The 17,096-nt window shown below is 40.7% G+C and carries 18 protein-coding genes; all 18 read right to left on the bottom strand.

What is annotated here, in order from left to right; translation table 11 throughout:
- Positions 1–68: 68 nt before the first annotated feature.
- The 18 genes from DXD11_RS14670 to DXD11_RS02260 all read right to left on the bottom strand — a co-directional run bounded on the left by DXD11_RS14670 (position 69) and on the right by DXD11_RS02260 (position 16,718).
- Positions 69–203 (bottom strand): hypothetical protein, encoded by a 135-nt coding sequence (locus tag DXD11_RS14670; RefSeq protein WP_279220440.1) that lies wholly within the window; start codon positions 201–203, stop codon positions 69–71.
- Between the two features lie 278 nt (positions 204–481).
- Positions 482–1,330 (bottom strand): Rpn family recombination-promoting nuclease/putative transposase, encoded by an 849-nt coding sequence (locus DXD11_RS02340; RefSeq protein WP_118757702.1) that lies wholly within the window; start codon positions 1,328–1,330, stop codon positions 482–484.
- Positions 1,331–1,455: 125 nt separating this feature from the next.
- On the bottom strand, positions 1,456–2,013 hold the full coding sequence (locus DXD11_RS02335) for a DUF5714 domain-containing protein (RefSeq protein ID WP_243105797.1): 558 nt from the start codon (positions 2,011–2,013) through the stop codon (positions 1,456–1,458).
- 44 nt (positions 2,014–2,057) lie between these two features.
- Positions 2,058–2,474 carry an arsenate reductase ArsC gene (locus DXD11_RS02330; protein WP_118757700.1) on the bottom strand — a complete coding sequence of 139 codons (417 nt, stop codon included), beginning with the start codon at positions 2,472–2,474 and terminating at the stop codon, positions 2,058–2,060.
- 23 nt (positions 2,475–2,497) lie between these two features.
- Complete coding sequence (locus DXD11_RS02325; RefSeq protein WP_118757699.1) at positions 2,498–2,899, bottom strand: C-GCAxxG-C-C family protein; 402 nt, start codon at positions 2,897–2,899, stop codon at positions 2,498–2,500.
- A gap of 260 nt (positions 2,900–3,159) precedes the next feature.
- On the bottom strand, positions 3,160–5,250 hold the full coding sequence (locus DXD11_RS02320; RefSeq protein ID WP_118757698.1) for an FtsX-like permease family protein: 2,091 nt from the start codon (positions 5,248–5,250) through the stop codon (positions 3,160–3,162).
- Entirely contained in the window at positions 5,237–6,004 is a 768-nt protein-coding gene (locus tag DXD11_RS02315; RefSeq protein WP_055144940.1) for an ABC transporter ATP-binding protein, read from the bottom strand. Before DXD11_RS02315 ends, DXD11_RS02320 begins: the two co-directional genes overlap by 14 nt.
- Positions 6,005–6,202: 198 nt before the next feature.
- Complete coding sequence (locus DXD11_RS02310; RefSeq protein ID WP_118757697.1) at positions 6,203–7,219, bottom strand: sensor histidine kinase; 1,017 nt, start codon at positions 7,217–7,219, stop codon at positions 6,203–6,205.
- Positions 7,220–7,277: 58 nt separating this feature from the next.
- Complete coding sequence (locus DXD11_RS02305) at positions 7,278–7,940, bottom strand: response regulator transcription factor (protein ID WP_118757696.1); 663 nt, start codon at positions 7,938–7,940, stop codon at positions 7,278–7,280.
- A gap of 17 nt (positions 7,941–7,957) precedes the next feature.
- The gene (locus tag DXD11_RS02300) at positions 7,958–9,175 is read right to left on the bottom strand and encodes a 2-hydroxyacyl-CoA dehydratase (RefSeq protein ID WP_118757695.1); all 1,218 of its coding nucleotides are present in this window, start codon (positions 9,173–9,175) and stop codon (positions 7,958–7,960) included.
- A 141-nt stretch (positions 9,176–9,316) separates the two neighbouring features.
- Positions 9,317–10,228 carry a hypothetical protein gene (locus DXD11_RS02295; RefSeq protein ID WP_118757694.1) on the bottom strand — a complete coding sequence of 304 codons (912 nt, stop codon included), beginning with the start codon at positions 10,226–10,228 and terminating at the stop codon, positions 9,317–9,319.
- A 184-nt stretch (positions 10,229–10,412) separates the two neighbouring features.
- On the bottom strand, positions 10,413–10,865 hold the full coding sequence (locus tag DXD11_RS02290) for a GNAT family N-acetyltransferase (protein WP_118757693.1): 453 nt from the start codon (positions 10,863–10,865) through the stop codon (positions 10,413–10,415).
- Between the two features lie 63 nt (positions 10,866–10,928).
- A complete protein-coding gene (locus DXD11_RS02285) occupies positions 10,929–11,324 on the bottom strand; it encodes a hypothetical protein (RefSeq protein ID WP_118757692.1) in 396 nt (131 codons plus the stop codon).
- Positions 11,325–11,355: 31 nt separating this feature from the next.
- Entirely contained in the window at positions 11,356–11,853 is a 498-nt protein-coding gene (rhuM, locus tag DXD11_RS02280; RefSeq protein WP_330426597.1) for a RhuM family protein, read from the bottom strand.
- Between the two features lie 379 nt (positions 11,854–12,232).
- Positions 12,233–12,853 (bottom strand): DUF6796 family protein, encoded by a 621-nt coding sequence (locus DXD11_RS02275; protein ID WP_147343964.1) that lies wholly within the window; start codon positions 12,851–12,853, stop codon positions 12,233–12,235.
- Between the two features lie 304 nt (positions 12,854–13,157).
- Positions 13,158–13,757 carry a TetR/AcrR family transcriptional regulator gene (locus DXD11_RS02270; protein WP_118016602.1) on the bottom strand — a complete coding sequence of 200 codons (600 nt, stop codon included), beginning with the start codon at positions 13,755–13,757 and terminating at the stop codon, positions 13,158–13,160.
- A 23-nt stretch (positions 13,758–13,780) separates the two neighbouring features.
- Positions 13,781–16,018 carry an ABC transporter permease gene (locus DXD11_RS02265; RefSeq protein WP_118757691.1) on the bottom strand — a complete coding sequence of 746 codons (2,238 nt, stop codon included), beginning with the start codon at positions 16,016–16,018 and terminating at the stop codon, positions 13,781–13,783.
- Position 16,019: 1 nt separating this feature from the next.
- Positions 16,020–16,718, bottom strand: coding sequence for an ABC transporter ATP-binding protein (locus DXD11_RS02260; protein ID WP_118757690.1), 699 nt, complete (start codon positions 16,716–16,718; stop codon positions 16,020–16,022).
- Between the last annotated feature and the right edge of the window lie 378 nt (positions 16,719–17,096).

Here is a 17,096-nt window from a genome sequence, read left to right as displayed (position 1 = left end):
CTCCTTTATAATAAATATTACGTTTGTAATATTTATTATAAAGGAGTTTATTGCTGTGTCAATACTAATTACTTATAACTTCGCCCTGCGATTAAGTAACTCCTGGCGGCACAATCGGTCATGCCGTTGTGGTTATCTGCTATCCTGCGCCTGAACTGATTTATGACATAAGGATTCTCAACGACAAGATCGCCAAGCACCATAAGTCCTCCTGTGATCGCACCGCATGTCAAACCACATTTCATTGCAAAATCAATACATTTTGCTGCAAAGAATATATGGATAAAGAAAACATCACAAGAAATGCACTCGCCAGAGCTATTAACAATATGCTTTGTTTTTAAAATGCAATCCCGGTGATATAATAAGATACAAAAATTGACATAATCAAAGCCTTCCCCATAAAATTATAGAGAACAAAAGCCCTGCACTATATTCTGCAAGGTTTCTGTTCTCTATGTTTTTTACTATATTCTCACTCTTAAAAATCAACCAGCATTTCTGCAATTTCCTCATCATCAAGATCTGGATTTTCTTCAATTAAATCCATTACTTTGATAACGAATGATTCTGAAACCCCAAGGAAATCACTTGTAGATTCGATTTTGTCTCTGGATATTTTTCGAATCAGAAATACTTGGTTTTTCATTTCACCAAGTTCTATATTTTCTCTGTCTCTCATCTGCAATGTCATGTATTCTCTCCTCCATTTTTCACTGTTTTTTACATTCTGAACTTCATTGTCCAACGATCGTGCAAGCTCACCTCTTGGAGCTTGACCGCCAATGTATTTCAGCAAGTTTTTCAGATCATCACTCACATCATCAGCTATTCCATTAGTGTTGAGAACAATAACTGTGGTATCATCCCCAAACTCCAATCCAGCGACTTCTCTGCATATCCTTGTGAATGTGTAGATATGCCTTCCAAAACCAAACTCATCATAATCACAGATAAATATAATAAAACTCTTCTTAAGCTTATTGTATGAACTGCCTTTTTCGATAATGTTCAAATCAATCATCGCCTGATAATATCTGATTCTTTTGGGAAGATTTTTCTTGTTTGTAGCCTGCATTTCTATATTATATACTGTGTTCATATCATCTTCAACATATACATCCAGTCGAACTCCTTTTGAGCTGTACGTCTTCTCAATTACCTTTTCAACATCTGTGTATTCAATTTTTCTGATTTTGATTCCCAATATACATTCAAGCAGTGCCTTACACTGTTTCTCGTTCCTCATTACAGCGCCGAATATAAAGTTGTCCTTAATCGTGAGTTTATCAAACTCTTTTTCTTTTATCTTTATTATTTTGTCCTCCATATGTAATATTTTGCCTCTCCAAGCACAATCACATATAGATATTTATTATTATATGAATAATTCTATAAAAATCAATCTAACAATAATAAAAATAAAACTTATCCTATAACAAAATAAAAGTTAGCCTATATAAAGAATGGGCATCTCTCCCCAATGCACTGCGCATTCATATCACTATACTCACATTGCCTATGCTCATACTGTAACGCCATACCATAATGGCTGTTCACATACTCTATTCCATTCTTGAATGCTATCATCGCATCCCGTTTGCAGCATCTCGGACCATTTATAGTTCCCAGCTCCCCTATGGCTGCTGATGTATACTGCATGTGAGCTCCCCATGTGCCATCAGCGGATAGTGGTCCAGTGCCGTCAATTATGGCAAGTGCCGCACCTATGGATGTTATAGCACCGCAAATTCCCCATAAGCCACACATAGCCCCCGGCATGCGCAGTCCCTCGGACATGAGTTTATCCAGAGCAACATCAATGTCTATGTTTCCACCTGCATTTTTATATGCCACCAGCAGACTTGCACCGTCAAGTATATGGTGCTCCGGGCCATGCATACTCACATAGTCTTTGGCAGCAATATTTCTAAATATAGTGACAGGATTTGTTCCCTGTTCCCGTTTTATATCCCTTATGATGTATTCAGCTTTTTCTCTTATTGTCATCATATATTTCACCTCAACTGAAAGTTCTCCATTAAAATATCTTATCTTTATTCCAATGGCGCGTCTCCTCCAATTTGTTTCTTCAACTTCAATATATTATTTTCGATTTCTTTTATCACTTTCTTAAATGCCTCATCATCACAGCCAGTCGGATCTTCCAGTCCCCAGTTGTCATCAAATGGTCTTCCGATAAACGGACATCCGACATGACATCCCATAGAGATCACAATATCCGGTTCAGGTATATCGCTGATCAGCTTGCTATACTGTCCGTTTTCTTCCATATCTATCCCATATAATTCCTTCATGATCCGAACTGCATCCTGATTGATCTGTGGCTTCGTCTCCGTTCCCGCCGAATAGCTTTCAAATACATCATATGCCAGATATTTCCCGAGAGCCTCGGCAATCTGACTCCTACAAGAATTGTGAACACAGATAAATGCAACCCTCTTTTTTCTCATAAAAGCTTCCTCCAACTCTACGTTCAACCTTCATTACTTTCTACCAGTTCATCTATCAGCTCTATAGCCTCCCTGATCATGCCATCACAGTGCACTTTCTTGATTCCACCCTTTTGTGCATTTGCCTTTAACAGATCGACACAATCGGTCATGCCATTGTGGTTATCTGCTATCCTGCGCCTGAACTGATTTATCACGTATGGATTTTCAACGCCCAGAGCGCCAAGTACCATAAGTCCTCCTGTGATCGCACCGCATGTCAAGCCGCACTTCATGCCACCACCGAAATTAGCACTGAGCTTTGCCGCCATATCTCCTGTTATTCCGAGCTCGTCCGCGTAAGCCCGCAGGATGGTCTGCGCACAGTTATTGACCATCGGTGTCTCGTTTCTTATCTCCATAGCTTTTTCTACGTGTTTGTTCATTATGACTTCCTCCAATCCATATACAAATAATCATTTGTTAACCATCAAAATTCCTTTTTATGTATCCCTTTGAGGAATTTCCCCATTACAACTCTATATAAAAAATGGCGGGGAGTCTCCCCGCCTAATTAGGTTGGACCTGGGTCTTACGACCAGCCCAGACAATGTGACATGTCACATTTATATCGTATGTTGATGATAACATAATTATGTTATTCATTCAATAAAAAGTGCAATTATTTTCAATAATAGTTATATCCTCACTCACTGATAATCTTCCTGCTGCACAGATACGTTATAAGGAAATATCCGCCATATATAATTACCACGATGGCAGCCGTGATTCCGATAGCACCTGCTATATCATACGCTCCCATAGTGTCAAGGATCTTCGTGCTGACCATCATTCCAAATACCGAATGGACTATGGCGAGAGCAAGTGGGAATACGAAGAATAGTCCCATCTGCGAGAAAAGGGCCTTGTTGATCATGTGCTGATCCACGCCAAGCTTTCTGAGCATCTTATATCTCTCTATGTTGTCTGTGCTCTCTGAGAGCTCTTTGAGTGCAAGGATGGCTGCTCCAGATATAAGGAATATAAGTCCGATATACATACCTATAAATGATGCTATCGCTCCGACTCCCACGCTGGCTGCTTTCACGTTGTCCTTGGTATTTACTGTGATAAGTCCGCCAAGTTCATCCTTCTTTGATACATTCCTTATGATCGTATCACTATCCTGTATGACATCCCTGTCCTGATCGGCATACTTTCCGATAAAATACTCTTTCGCGAACTGTGCACCTTCAATGGCTGAATCCGGCACGATAAACACACCTGTGTTGAGGGGCTGAGTGGCAAGCTCTATATCACCATCTATACAATACGAGATAACCGGTTTAAGCTTGTTGCCATATACCTCTATCTCTTTTCCCTCCTGAAGTCTCTCATCACGGATCTTAACGAATATTCTATAATTTGCCAGGATTGCATACTCGTCATCGGCAAGCTGGATCTCCGCTTTGTCATAAATCTTTGCCACCTTGTTGTAGTCAGACTGTGATATGATCTCCTCCGTTCCCTCAAATCTAGACAAAGCGTTTACATCTATTCCAAGAGAATCAATCAGAGCCTCATCTCCCAGATAGTTTCTGATTGTAAGTGTAGGACATGTATATGTGTGTACGTCAACGTAATCTGAGAAGTATGATCCAAGATCCACATTATTTTCACTATATACATCTTCTATGCTCTTTCCATCAGTCACCTCAAGTTTCTTCAAAAGATCATTTGTCTCGCTGTCATTACCCATCTCGTCTTCGTCATAATAGATTGAATCACTGCTCTGGGTTTTCGATATACTCACATCCGCTCTTGCGTACTTTGCAATGCCCTCATTTAAGGAATTCTTCACTGCAAGCGCTGATGAAAGCACACATATTGTCACAAAAAGCATCAGACAGATGACTGATATTGAAAGTACATTTGTATTTACACGGCTGCTCATCTGTCTGACGACAAATGTATTGAGTCCCTTATAGTACACATTCTTCATGGATGACACGATCCTGAAGAGCATTCCGGACACTGACCAGAAGAAAAGCACCGTTGCAACGCATCCGACCACGATCCACTTGTAGAGATCATTCATGTACATGTCATTTATATCGGTAATTACCGCATGATAAGCATATCCAAGTGATACAGCTGATATCAGGAACACGATAACTGATACCCACGGATTCTTGATCTTGACATTCTCAGATTTTCTTCCATTCTGGAAAAGGTCAATGAGCTTACATTTGCTGATGATAAATGTGTTGAAGATTATAACCACCACATATATGATTGCAAAATACAGACAGGTCTTGGCAAATGCGCTGCCCGAGAACACAAAGCTATATGATGACATATCTGCATCGAACATGTTTGCAACGAGTACACTTGTGAGCTGTGAGATCCCTATTCCGGCAAGAAGTCCTACCACAAGTGATACAAGTCCGATGATTAGTGTCTCGATGAAAAGCATTGTGGACACCTTGCGTTTTCCCATTCCAAGGATGAGGTACAGACCAAATTCTTTGTTATGCCTCTTCATCAGAAAACGGCTTGCATATATGATGAGAAATCCGAGCACAAATGCGATGAACACACTGACACCCGCAATCATCTTGCTCATGAGCTGCACGACCTGTCTTGTGTCAGCCGATATCTGGAGCATGGCGGTCTGCGTCTCTATGGCATTGAACACATAGAAGATTGCAACACCGAGTACCAGAGTGAAGAAATATATGGCATAGTCCTTTATACTCTTCTTCATATTTGATACGGAAAGCTTAAAGAGCGTCATTCAGATCACCTCCAAGCAGTGTCACGACATCTATGATCTTATTGAAAAATTCTTTTCTAGTATCTCCTCCTCTTCTGAGCTCGTGGAACACCTTTCCATCCTTGATGAAAAGTATCCTGCCTGCATAGCTGGCTGTAAATGAATCATGTGTTACCATGAGTATCGTTGTCATGAGATCCTCATTTAGATGCTTAAGTCTCTCCAGAAGCAGCTTTGCCGACTTGGAATCGAGTGCTCCCGTAGGCTCATCTGCAAGCACAAGCTTTGGGTCAGTGATGATGGCTCTTGCAGATGCGACTCTCTGCTTCTGACCGCCCGACATCTGGTACGGATACTTCTTCAGAACACTCTCGATCTCAAGCTCCTTTGCAACAGCCCTGACCTTCGCATCTATCTGCTTTGCAGGAACATTCTGTATGGAAAGTGCCAGTGCGACATTCTCATACGCTGTGAGTGTGTCAAGAAGGTTGAAATCCTGAAATATAAATCCAAGCTCCTCTCTTCTGAACTCGTTAAGCTTGTTGCCCTTAAGTGTTGTGATATCCTTGCCGCCCACATAGATGTGTCCGCTGCTAACCTTATCTATAGTTGAAACGCAGTTGAGCAGTGTCGTCTTACCGCTTCCAGATGCACCCATGATAGCTACGAACTCTCCTGCCTCCACATCGAATGATATTCCATCTATGGCCTTTGTCATATTGGATTTGTTTCCATAATATTTCTCAATGTTGTCAATCTTTAATATTGTTTCCATTGAATTTCCCATTGGATTTTCCATTGAAATGCCTCCTCAAATGTTTGTTTATTACTGCTCTCACCATTGAACATATTTGCAGTTTACACATTTTGAAAGCAATTGTCCTTTTTCCATTATTACCTAACATTACAATTCTGTAACCTTGGGGAAGTTCACCAGCTCTGGTATCCCACTATCGCAAAACGCAATTTTTTATCATCCAATCTTGTATATATCATTATGTCCAAATACTATACTCACATCTGTGTATTCGTCCACCTTTGACGTTATATTCAGCTTATGACCCAGCTGCCTGCACAGATTGTCTATTATATAAAGGCCCATACCTGTGGATTTCGCATGTTTCCGACCATTTTCCCCTGTAAATGATTTCCTGCACACAAGTGGAATATCAGACTGTGGTATACCTATTCCATTGTCCTTTATGTGCAGAGCCTTGCCGTCACCCACCGCTTCAGCCCAGATCTCTATAGTCTTTTCCTGTCCCCGGTCTATATACTTGATGCTGTTGCTCACGATCTGATTTACCATAAACTCAAGCCACTTTGAATCCGTCACAACACATTCATCCACATCATGAACATTCAGCGATATGTCGCCATCAAGCAGCATATCCTTGTTCTTCAAAGCCACTCTTCCGATGACACTCTTAAGATTTGTCTCAGCAAATCTGTAATCCGCCGCAGCATGCTCCGCCCTCACATAGTAGAGTACCTGATCCGCATACGCATCGAGCCTTGCAACCTGTTCCTCGTATTTTCTCGGGATCACATCCCTGTTGTTGTGGCACATGAGCACCAGACTGGCTATCGGAAGCTTGATCTCGTGAACCCAGATCTCTATAAAGTCCTTGAAATCCTCCACGCTGTCCCTGTACTTTCTCACATTCTCAGTCATGGACTTGTTGATGTCGTACATAGCTGAATACACCAGCTTGCCCTCGTAGAAGTCAGGCTCGTCCAAAGTGTTAAGTATAAGATACTTCTGATCCAGTTCATCCAGATGTCCAATCAGACTATTGTAGAACTTATATTTTCTCAGATAATCGAAAGCGATAACCGAGACGACAAATATCACAGCCACGATAACGAACATAATCCTCATCTGTAACTGTGAGTGAAATGCCATCATGAGCAGATATGTGAATATCACAAATCCCGCATATCCCGCAATTATTCCAAGTTTATCCTTTATATACAAGCCAAATTTCATTTTACAAAATTACTCCAATCTTTTGTCGCTGTAAATGATATATAACCCCACTTACCCGTCATACAAGTCGGTATCCCTGCTTCTTCCTGGTCTCTATGGCATCATCATATCCAAGATCTGCCAGTTTTCCTCTGAGCCTGCTGATGTTCACCGTAAGTGCATTGTCATTTACAAACTCGTCATTGTCCCATAGGTCTGTCATGATCTCATCCCTCGACACTATCTTTTCCCTGTTGGCAAGCAGCAGCTGGAATATGATCATCTCATTCTTGGTGAGAACCATCTCCAGATCACCTTTGCTGATTGTCCCCTTGCTGAAGTTGACCTCGGCATCCCTGTATGCTGCCGTGTTCTGGCTGCCCTCCATGCGCTTAAGCACCGCCGCTATCCTGAGCAGGAGTATCGTCGGATTGTACGGCTTGGTGATATAGTCATCCGCACCATAGCTCATGGATATGACCTCATCCATCTCGGAAGTCCTGCTTGTAACCATGATGATCGGCACATCAGATTCCTTTCGTATCTCCTTCACAAGGTTTCTGCCGTTTATCCCCGGAATATTGATATCCATGAGCACCAGATTTGGCGCAGCCTTAAGTATATCGTCTTTTGTGTGTTCAAAGCTTGTGAGACTCAGTGCCTCATAGCCTTCCCCCTCAAGTATCTGCACAAGCTCCTCGCAGATACTCTCGTCATCTTCAACAACAAATATCTTTTTCATCTTTATTTCTCCATTTTCTATTTCCCCATTTTAAGTGGCATGTCCACAAGCATCCTCGCTCTGTTGTAGACATTTAACTTTGAACCACTGGAATCCACATCACAGCTCACTATCATGCCCTGCGGCAGCTTCTTCTGAAGAGAAGGATAAAGTCCTCTTCCGCAGGTGTGATTCGGCATGCAGCCAAATGGCTGGACAGCCAGAACCTTACGGCAGTCGTGGAGGATATGTCCTGTTATCTCCGCGCCGATGAGCCAGCCGTCACCGGTCTTATACCCCCAGCTCACATACCCGTCCGCCTCACGTTTCATCGTGAAAAAATCCTCCATTGTGTAGAAACCGTATTTTCTAAGCGCATCTATCATAGATTTCTGGATACTTCCAAAGAACTTAAGTCCCACCTTATACAGCAGTGATTCAAATGTCATATCTTCTGTGAGGTGTGAATCCATATAATACATGGCATACCATGAAAGACCGTTAGTGTGGCTCTCACATCCATTATTCTCAAGGAACTTTATCATATCCCAGTTTCCAAGATGGCAGTATTTTATATATAGTTCTCCAACGATTCCCACACGCTGCTTTCTCTTGTCACTAAGCTTTATCTTTGCAAAGCTTCTGGCAATCCTCTCAAAGTTTCTTTTCATATGTCCTATCGTTAAGTGTCTGCCCTGCTTTAAATCCTCAGATAGTGTTCTGACCCATTTCTCCCACAGTCGCTGTGCCTGCCCACACTTCACCTCATTTGGCCTTGTCTGGTTGAGCAGCAGCATGAGAATGTCCCCATAGAAAAGACCGAACAGTGCCCGCCATACCATATACGGATGCAGTTTCATCTGACAGTCCTTCTCAAGCCCCTTGACATTTAACGAAAGTATCTTTGTCTGATTAAATCCGGCATTTATCACAGCCTGTCTTAGCACATGAAGATAATTTGCTCCTCTGCAGGCATCCCCCGCCGTCGGCATGAGCAGCCGCACCTTGCTCACATCATATTTCCCGGACTGTAATGCATCTATCATCTGTCCAGCATTTAACACTATCGGATAACACATGTCATTATTCACATACCTTAATCCCACATCTGTGATGCCATCCTCATTTTCCAGTATGACCGGATGATAATCCTTTGAATAAAACGCATACTTGATAAGCGGAAAATGCGCATCCAGCATGGCGGGTATCAGCAATATATACTTTTCGTTCCATGAATCTTCGTTGATCTTATACATATAATTTCCTCTGCTCAGTATTGAACTCCTCAATATAGAGCAGTATAACACAAAGATTCCCGAAACAATCTTATTAATTCTTGAACTATAAAAAGCACCAATGCTTTGTGGGCATTGGTGCCTATCTTCTCTGTATTCTTTTTACACTACCTCATTATCTTTTACCAGCTCCATGCTTAAATCCTCTTTCAAATTCTCTCCCAGCCTGAATACTGGCAGGTAATCAATTGCCATTTGAACCTGAAACTCATTTAATTCAATTTCTACATTATGAATCCGTCCGCTTTGAGGAAGGCGCACATGTATGACAGCATAATGTCTGTATTCTTCTGAAGAATATATGCCATCTTCATACTTTTTTAAACGAACTACTTTCCTTGATATTCCTTCCACCAGCCGATAATCTATAGCATACACCTTCTTTTCTGTATATGCATGTATATGCGTCGTTCCAAACGCGAGTCCATTCTTTTTATAAACAACGAATCTGGCATTAACATATGACTTTTCTAATGCATCATAATCAATATCTCTCTTTAACCATTTTCTGACTGGTGCACCAATATACAAGGAAAAATTAAAATAAAACAGTATACCAAATAATAATATTCCTGTAATTCCGAGGAAAAGTTTCTGCATCATCAAACAGACCGATCCAAACATAAGAAACGCCATAAAAAGCATCCAGATAACATACTCTCTTCTTCGGAATCTTAATAATAGATCTTTTTTCATATCTGGATACATGGCTTTCTCAAATGGATATTTGTTTTTATATGTAATATAGTTATGCTGCCACTCAGCAGTTTTGAAATAATTACCACTGATTATATCTTCATTTTTATCTACAGAACTTCTATCTGCACTTTTTTCTTTGTGATAAGCATATATAAAATATGCTATCATTGCCGGGCATACCGTACATGCACATATTTTTCCTGGCATGTCCCCTCGTACAAAAAAGAAGAAAAGTCCTATCACAACAATAACCAATATATATACCACCAATAATAATGGTGTCATCTCCGGAACTTTACGCTGATTATCTTTCATATCTATTGATCTCCCCTAATTCCTCATACATCTTTATTCTGTTCCTTAAAGCAGTGATTCATCGCCCATTCGAAATGCTACTCAAATCTTCGTGGTACAAAAACTTGCATTTGAAAGCTCTCTTGGATGTGCAAGTGTCAGGTACGTGTGATCTCCGTCTTATTATACATTATAAATCTATACGTCACAGCTTATATTGCATAAAGTTGCCATTATGAGTAAATCCATAAGCTGTATATAATTTCACTCCCATATCAGATGCCGTGATCTGAACCGCACCACAGCCATAATTCTTTGCCTCTTCGACAACTCTGTGCAGTAGTTCTTTTGCAATACCCTTACGCCTGTATGCTGGATTTGTGAACATGCTGGACAGGAGTCCCATCTTCCCACTTGGGCATCCAAAGTATGGCGGTTTTTCTACAAATGACATTCCACTTGTACCTATGATTTTCCCTCCATCTTCAGCAATCCATGATACAAATGTGCCATCCTTCATGTGACGCATATAATAATCACGAAGTGCCGGTCTTAGATCAATATCCTCCTTGGCACCTTCTTCCCGCAGCTGATTTATTCTCATTTCGATGAATATATCCAGATCTTTTTCTTTCAATTTTCTATATTTTATCCCCATCCCATATCTCCTTTATAATTTTAATATTTATCTTTAACCCTTTTTGAAATACATGTTTTTCATTTATTCCTTTTCATCCATAAATGTAATCAGGAAATCAGATTTGCAGATATCTCTCATTACAAGAATTATATCAATGCTACTTCCCAAATCACAATACAAAATACGACTATCTTTCCTGTAATACTTTGCATACTTATCTATAGCGCCAGCAATTTTAGCATCAACCAGCTTTTGAGTCATCCCCCAGTTACCTTTTTCATACAGTTCCTGCCAGCAGTTCCGATATAACCCATAACAACAATAATCCCATTCACACATACAGGAATTACAATGCTGCTTTAGCAGACTGTACAGTTTCTTTCTGGAAAAACGCTTGAACTGATAGTCTACATCGAACGTCTTGCTATATTGATCTTTTGCGTAATTTAAAATCTTATATCTTTCCTGTCGTTTCATCAGCTCACCAGCCCCCTAATATCACATTTATCTATAATGTCAGCAAATTCATAACCAGCTTGACCATTATATCCTTTTCCTCTGGATTTGACTCTGCGATCATGAGCGTGATTGCTACAAGCGCACCATCACTGATTCGTTTTTCCCCATCCGTATACAGATTTACAGCTCTGAGCACATCTGCCTCCTCGACATCCAATGTGCATGCCAGCATTTTTGTCTGGATATCAACGGTTTTCTGCAGAGCCGCAAGACGCTTTTCATTGATTGCGTATCCCTGAAAAATATACTGTTTCAGAATCTTGTTAGCCCACCTTCTAAATGCAATACCACGTTTAGAGTTCACACGATATCCAACAGAAAGAATCATATCCAGATTATACATCTTTGGTTTTCTTCCTCCAGTACTTTTGTCGGAAAATCCGACAGAAGTTTCATCCAGCTCTCCAGAAGATAAAATATTAGAAATGTGCTCACTTATCGTAGCATGTTTTACTTCAAATAACTCTTCCATCTGTTTCTGTGTCAACCAAACCGTCTCCTGTTCAGGACTTATCTAAACTTCAACATTTACATCTCCATCTGAAAATAATACGATCTCATTCTCCATTCATAACCCTCTCATTTCAAAACCACACTCACTGTCACCCACATATTTTCACTATATACTATCTCTCATTATATCTTAACAAATCCATTTAAGCTATAACCTCATAATATAAAATGAACCCGCCAGCCCTGTAGTAGTTGCTGACGGATTCGTTCTTTTCTAATATTCTCATTTCCACACATCTTCAATCCCGGAAATGCAGGTGTTAGGTACATGCGAACCTATCAGGCATAGACAGACGCCCCATAGTTCTTTGTCTGCCTCCTGCATTATTAATTACATTTGCCGAGCTATCAGTTCATATCAGGAACAATAAGCCTGCAAACATAACAACTCCTATAACATTTGCTTTTGCCGGCAGTTTCGTTGGCATAATGACAATTGCCAGTGGCAGCAGATTGAAAATACATGCCCAGGCTGGAAGTGATGTTGTTCCAGTCACAACTGCTATCAGAAAACTGACAGCAAATACCAGCATTCCTGCATATCCCAGATACATAGTGTAGCATGTTGTCTTGAAGAAATCCCATACCGCACACAATGCCTCCTCTGTCAGATTTAATTTTACAAAAAACCATTCCACCAGACAGCAGAACAGATGATGCAGTGCCAGATTGATAAACATAACAAGAGTTGCAACAAACATTATCATATAATACGTTTCAGAAAACTGGCGCATCCAGTCACACAGAGCCAGATATCCGAAAATCTCAAGTGTCATGGCAACTACGCCGAGCGCCATGGCAAACGACAGATTTTTAAGCGGCATCCCCTTAAATGCAGTACTTGTTTTTTTATAATCCTTAAAACTGGCAAGATCCACTTTACCATTTGGTGCATATGTCAGTAAACAATCCGAGATTCCACAGAACACATGACCAACCAGTGCCATGATCATAAATATTTTCCATTGTAACATTGTTATTATCCCCCTTGTTATCTATTTTTTTATATCCCATAATTTTTCAATCAATCAATCATTCACTAGGATTTTCCTCTCTAAGATATGACTGCCCTGAATGTTAGTTTTTCCTAACCAGATTACCATATTTTTTTTCCAAAGTAAATAATTGCAGATAAATAACTGTTCATAAAAAAAACAGATGACTGAATTTTCAGCCACCTGTCAGATATTATCTACTTCTCAGATTAATATTGATTACCAAACATATGTTCGATTCACATTATCCTTTTTTCCTTTGGATAATGCTGTGCTAGCTTATTCACCTACTGTCAATTTTTCCGAAAATCTCATACAATATCAGATCTCTCATACGTTCCATCGTCTCTTCATAGACAGCCTGGTGAAGGATATCTCTTCCCTCCGCAGCAAGCACATATATCTTGATAAGATTTGCCACAAGTGGAATGTTCACATCTGGGCGGACGCCCTCCATAATCTGAAAAAAACGCTTTCCGATACCTGTCTCTTTATTAAGATCAGGTCTTGCCTGCTCCGGAAGCATCTCAAGTAGTCTCTGTTCATCCTCCGGTGTCAGACTTGGGAATACACTGTATCTGTCATCTATCATCATCTTCAGATACGTCCTCGCCTCAGCAGGTCCAGCCTTTTCTTTTCCATTAAGTGCAAGCTGCAAATATTCCGGAATCTTTCTCCGCCTGTATGCCATCACTTCATACACATACTGCTCCTTTGACTCAAAGAAATTGTAAAATGTACTTACACCGATTCCGGCAGCCTCTGTAATTTTGGCAACCGACATATGTGTCATCCCATATTCCTTCAGCAGATCAAATCCCGCATCCAGCATTTTTTCTCTGTACTCTGTCCGCTCTTCCTCTGTAAATACACGCTTTGCCATGTGGACCCCCTTAAGGTAAAATTCTACTCATTCCTATTATTTTCCTTCAAAGCCTCCACCATGTCAATCCTTGATATTTTTCTTTTCTGAAGAAACAGTGACAACTCATACGTGATCCATGTAAGTACAAATCCAAGGACAATAGCTTTTACAGTCAGGACAGGAGCCAGGAGCATTCCATAATTTTCTATGGTGTCTGAATATCCAACCTTTACAAATGCATAAGCTGCCGGAATTCCTATCAGGAAACCTACGCATACAAGAATATGATTAACATTGAGCACTCTGTTTACTATCTCTTTTCTGCTAAACCCAAGAACCTTCATGACTGATATATTGGTCCCGGTCTCGGACACGATCATATTTATGACCAGATACAGGATAAATACTCCAAGCACTATTCCAAGTATCTCTATGCCGATAATGATAGCCTTCATCGGTCCCATCAGGTTTTCCATTGTATCCGCAGATACTTTCATACTCGTCTCGCTGGCCACCAGATTCTTGTCGAGATCCAGCTTTTTATCACTTATGATACAGTTATAGGTCCCCGGATCAACACCTGCAAGTTTTGTTGCATTATCCCTGGAGGTGTACAGATAGCAATGGGTATTGTCCGTCACCACGCCGCTTATCTTAACCCTGTGTTCCTTTAGATCTGCAATATTGTAAAATGTCAGCTCATCTCCGGCATTTACCCCATAAGTTTCAGCAGCCGCACTTGTGAGATAACATTTGTCCAGATCCAGTTTTTCGCCTGTATCCGTCTTATCTATAAAATACTTAGATCCTTCATCTATCCCCTGTGTAGACAGCTGAACAGTATTTCCTTTGATCTCATAATAATTCTGGAACAATGCCTCGCCTTTATCCGGAGATCCATTTCCAAGAGTTTTTAATCTGTAAAGATATTCATATTTAACCGAGCTTGTGAGCCCGTCATGCATAAGAATGTCGAGACTGTCTCTCATGATAAATCCGGCAAGAATACAAAAGGCTGCCACACATACACCGATGATCGTAACTACACTTCTGCCCGGGTGCCCTATGACACTTCTCACTCTCATCTTAAGCTGCGTTTTTGCATGACTGTTTCTCATTATACGGATTGCCCTGCTGTCCCTGCCTGTATTTCTGAGAAGGTCAACCGCAGACTTCCTGAGCAGCTTTGCAGCCTGCAGGGCTATCGCCAGGCAATATGCAAAAGATGGCAGAATAAGCGCAGCCAGTATGGACGCTGTATCATACCGCACTGTATAATCAATCGTCTCAAAATCGTATGCTATATAGAAATATGTTATAGCCTTTGTGACCGGGATGGATGCTATCGTTCCAAGTACACTTCCCACAATTCCCGGAATCAGACCGAATCGCATATAATGTCCTATTATCTGCTCTCTGGAAAATCCGAGAGAAATGAATGTACCGAGAAGATACTGTTCATTTCTGATATTTCTTCCCAGCACCATCACTATAAGTGCCAGTACTATTATGAACATAACCGGCGCATACATGGCAGCTATTTTTGATACTTCGTCACCCTCATTTATAGGCATTGATATTCTCGTATTCGTGGTTGCCGCCAGATAATTTGCTATGACATACTCGTCATTCAGCTTTTCCCTGACTTCCTTCTCATTATCCCTGTTATATTTTATCGAATAATACCCAGTCTCATCAGCTGATATCTTCTCATAATCATCATGTGTCACAACCATGACCGCAAATTTTGATTTTTCAACGTACCCCGACTGCTTTTCAAGCATATATATGTAATCTGCCTTTGTCGCAAATGCTGATACCTTATATGAATAATCGCCGAGGCTTACCTCATCGCCAACTTTAATTCCATGAAGATCTGCAAAATTCTGAGTTAAGAGAGCCTCGCCGCTTTCCGGCATGCTGCCGTCCCGGACATTACACAGATTGAGTTTTTCCGGCATATCAAATACTCGTACCGTAAGCCCATCCATGTCTCCGCCACTAAACTTCATATCTTTATATCTGCTATATTCCATAACCACATCATAATCACTTTCAAGAGTCTTCATGTCGTCCTCTGATATCGGATTATACGTTACAAATTCAGCGTCCTCAGTCTTATACTTCGCCACAAAATCATTTATAACCTTCTTCATGTTGTGTCCTGTCGATAACGGTGCAATAATAAGTATCGATATGAGCACAGTAAGAATGGTGCTTATTATATAGAAGGATATATTTTTCTTTACGCTGCGCACAGCTCTTTTGTTGATCGTCATATTACAGCTCCATCTCCTCTACACTTTGTTTATTTTCATTTCTTACATTTGCCACTGCCTTACCGTCCTTGATCCTTATAACACGATCCGCCATTCCTGCAATATTCTCATTGTGTGTAATTATCACAATTGTTGTTCCGTATGTATCGTTCATCGCCTGAATTCTTCGCAGCACATCCCGTGATGACTTTGAATCCAGCGCACCCGTTAGCTCATCACACAGAAGAAGATCCGGTTTCTTCACCATCGCCCTTGCGATAGCCACCCTCTGCTGCTGTCCACCGGAAAGCTCCTTTGGAAAATGCTTTTCATATTTTACAAGTCCCAATTCCTCCATGAGTTCATCTACTGGTAATGGCTCTTTTACAAGCTCAGCCGTCATCTCGATATTCTCTCTGGCTGTAAGGTCAGGTGTGAGGTTATATGACTGGAATATAAATCCAAGTCTGTCTCTCCTGTAAAGTTCAAGTTCTTTGGCAGACATCTTTTCCAGATCCACCCCATCCACCATAAGGCATCCTTCCGTGGCCTTATCAAGTCCTCCAAGTATGTTCAGAAGTGTACTTTTACCACTTCCACTAGGGCCAAGGATCACGACTATCTCTCCTTTTTCCATACTGAAACCCGTGTGGTCCAGGGCATATACTGTTGCCTCTCCCTTTCCGTATTTCTTTACAAGGTTTTTTCCTTCAATATACATTCTGCATCCTCCATACTTTATGTGAATATTTTTTATATTTCATTCGCATATATGTTAGTCTACGCTAACCAGGATGTCAATAGTATTTGCGAATATTTTTAATATTTTATTCGCATATAATTTTCACTACGTTAAAAATATCAGATTATGAGAATACCTCTCTTCAAAATTCTCAGGTTATCGTGTCAATTTACCGTGTCAATCGCCAAGTCTTGTACAGCCACCGATTCCAACTCGCACTTCGCAAAAAAAACAGGCTTACGTCGAGTAAACCTGCTTTAAACCTTATTTTTCAATATATTTTAATCTTGTACCAACTCTCTTCTGGCAGATATATTTATCCTAACCCCCAGACTTCCCTGCAGTTCTTCTTGAGAC

This window comes from Coprococcus sp. TF11-13, from assembly GCF_003481085.1.
In the GTDB taxonomy this organism is placed as follows: Bacteria; Bacillota; Clostridia; order Lachnospirales; family Lachnospiraceae; genus Coprococcus; species Coprococcus aceti.
The sequence above is the reverse complement of the archived record's forward strand: the minus strand, read 5'-3'. Positions and strand labels throughout refer to the sequence as shown.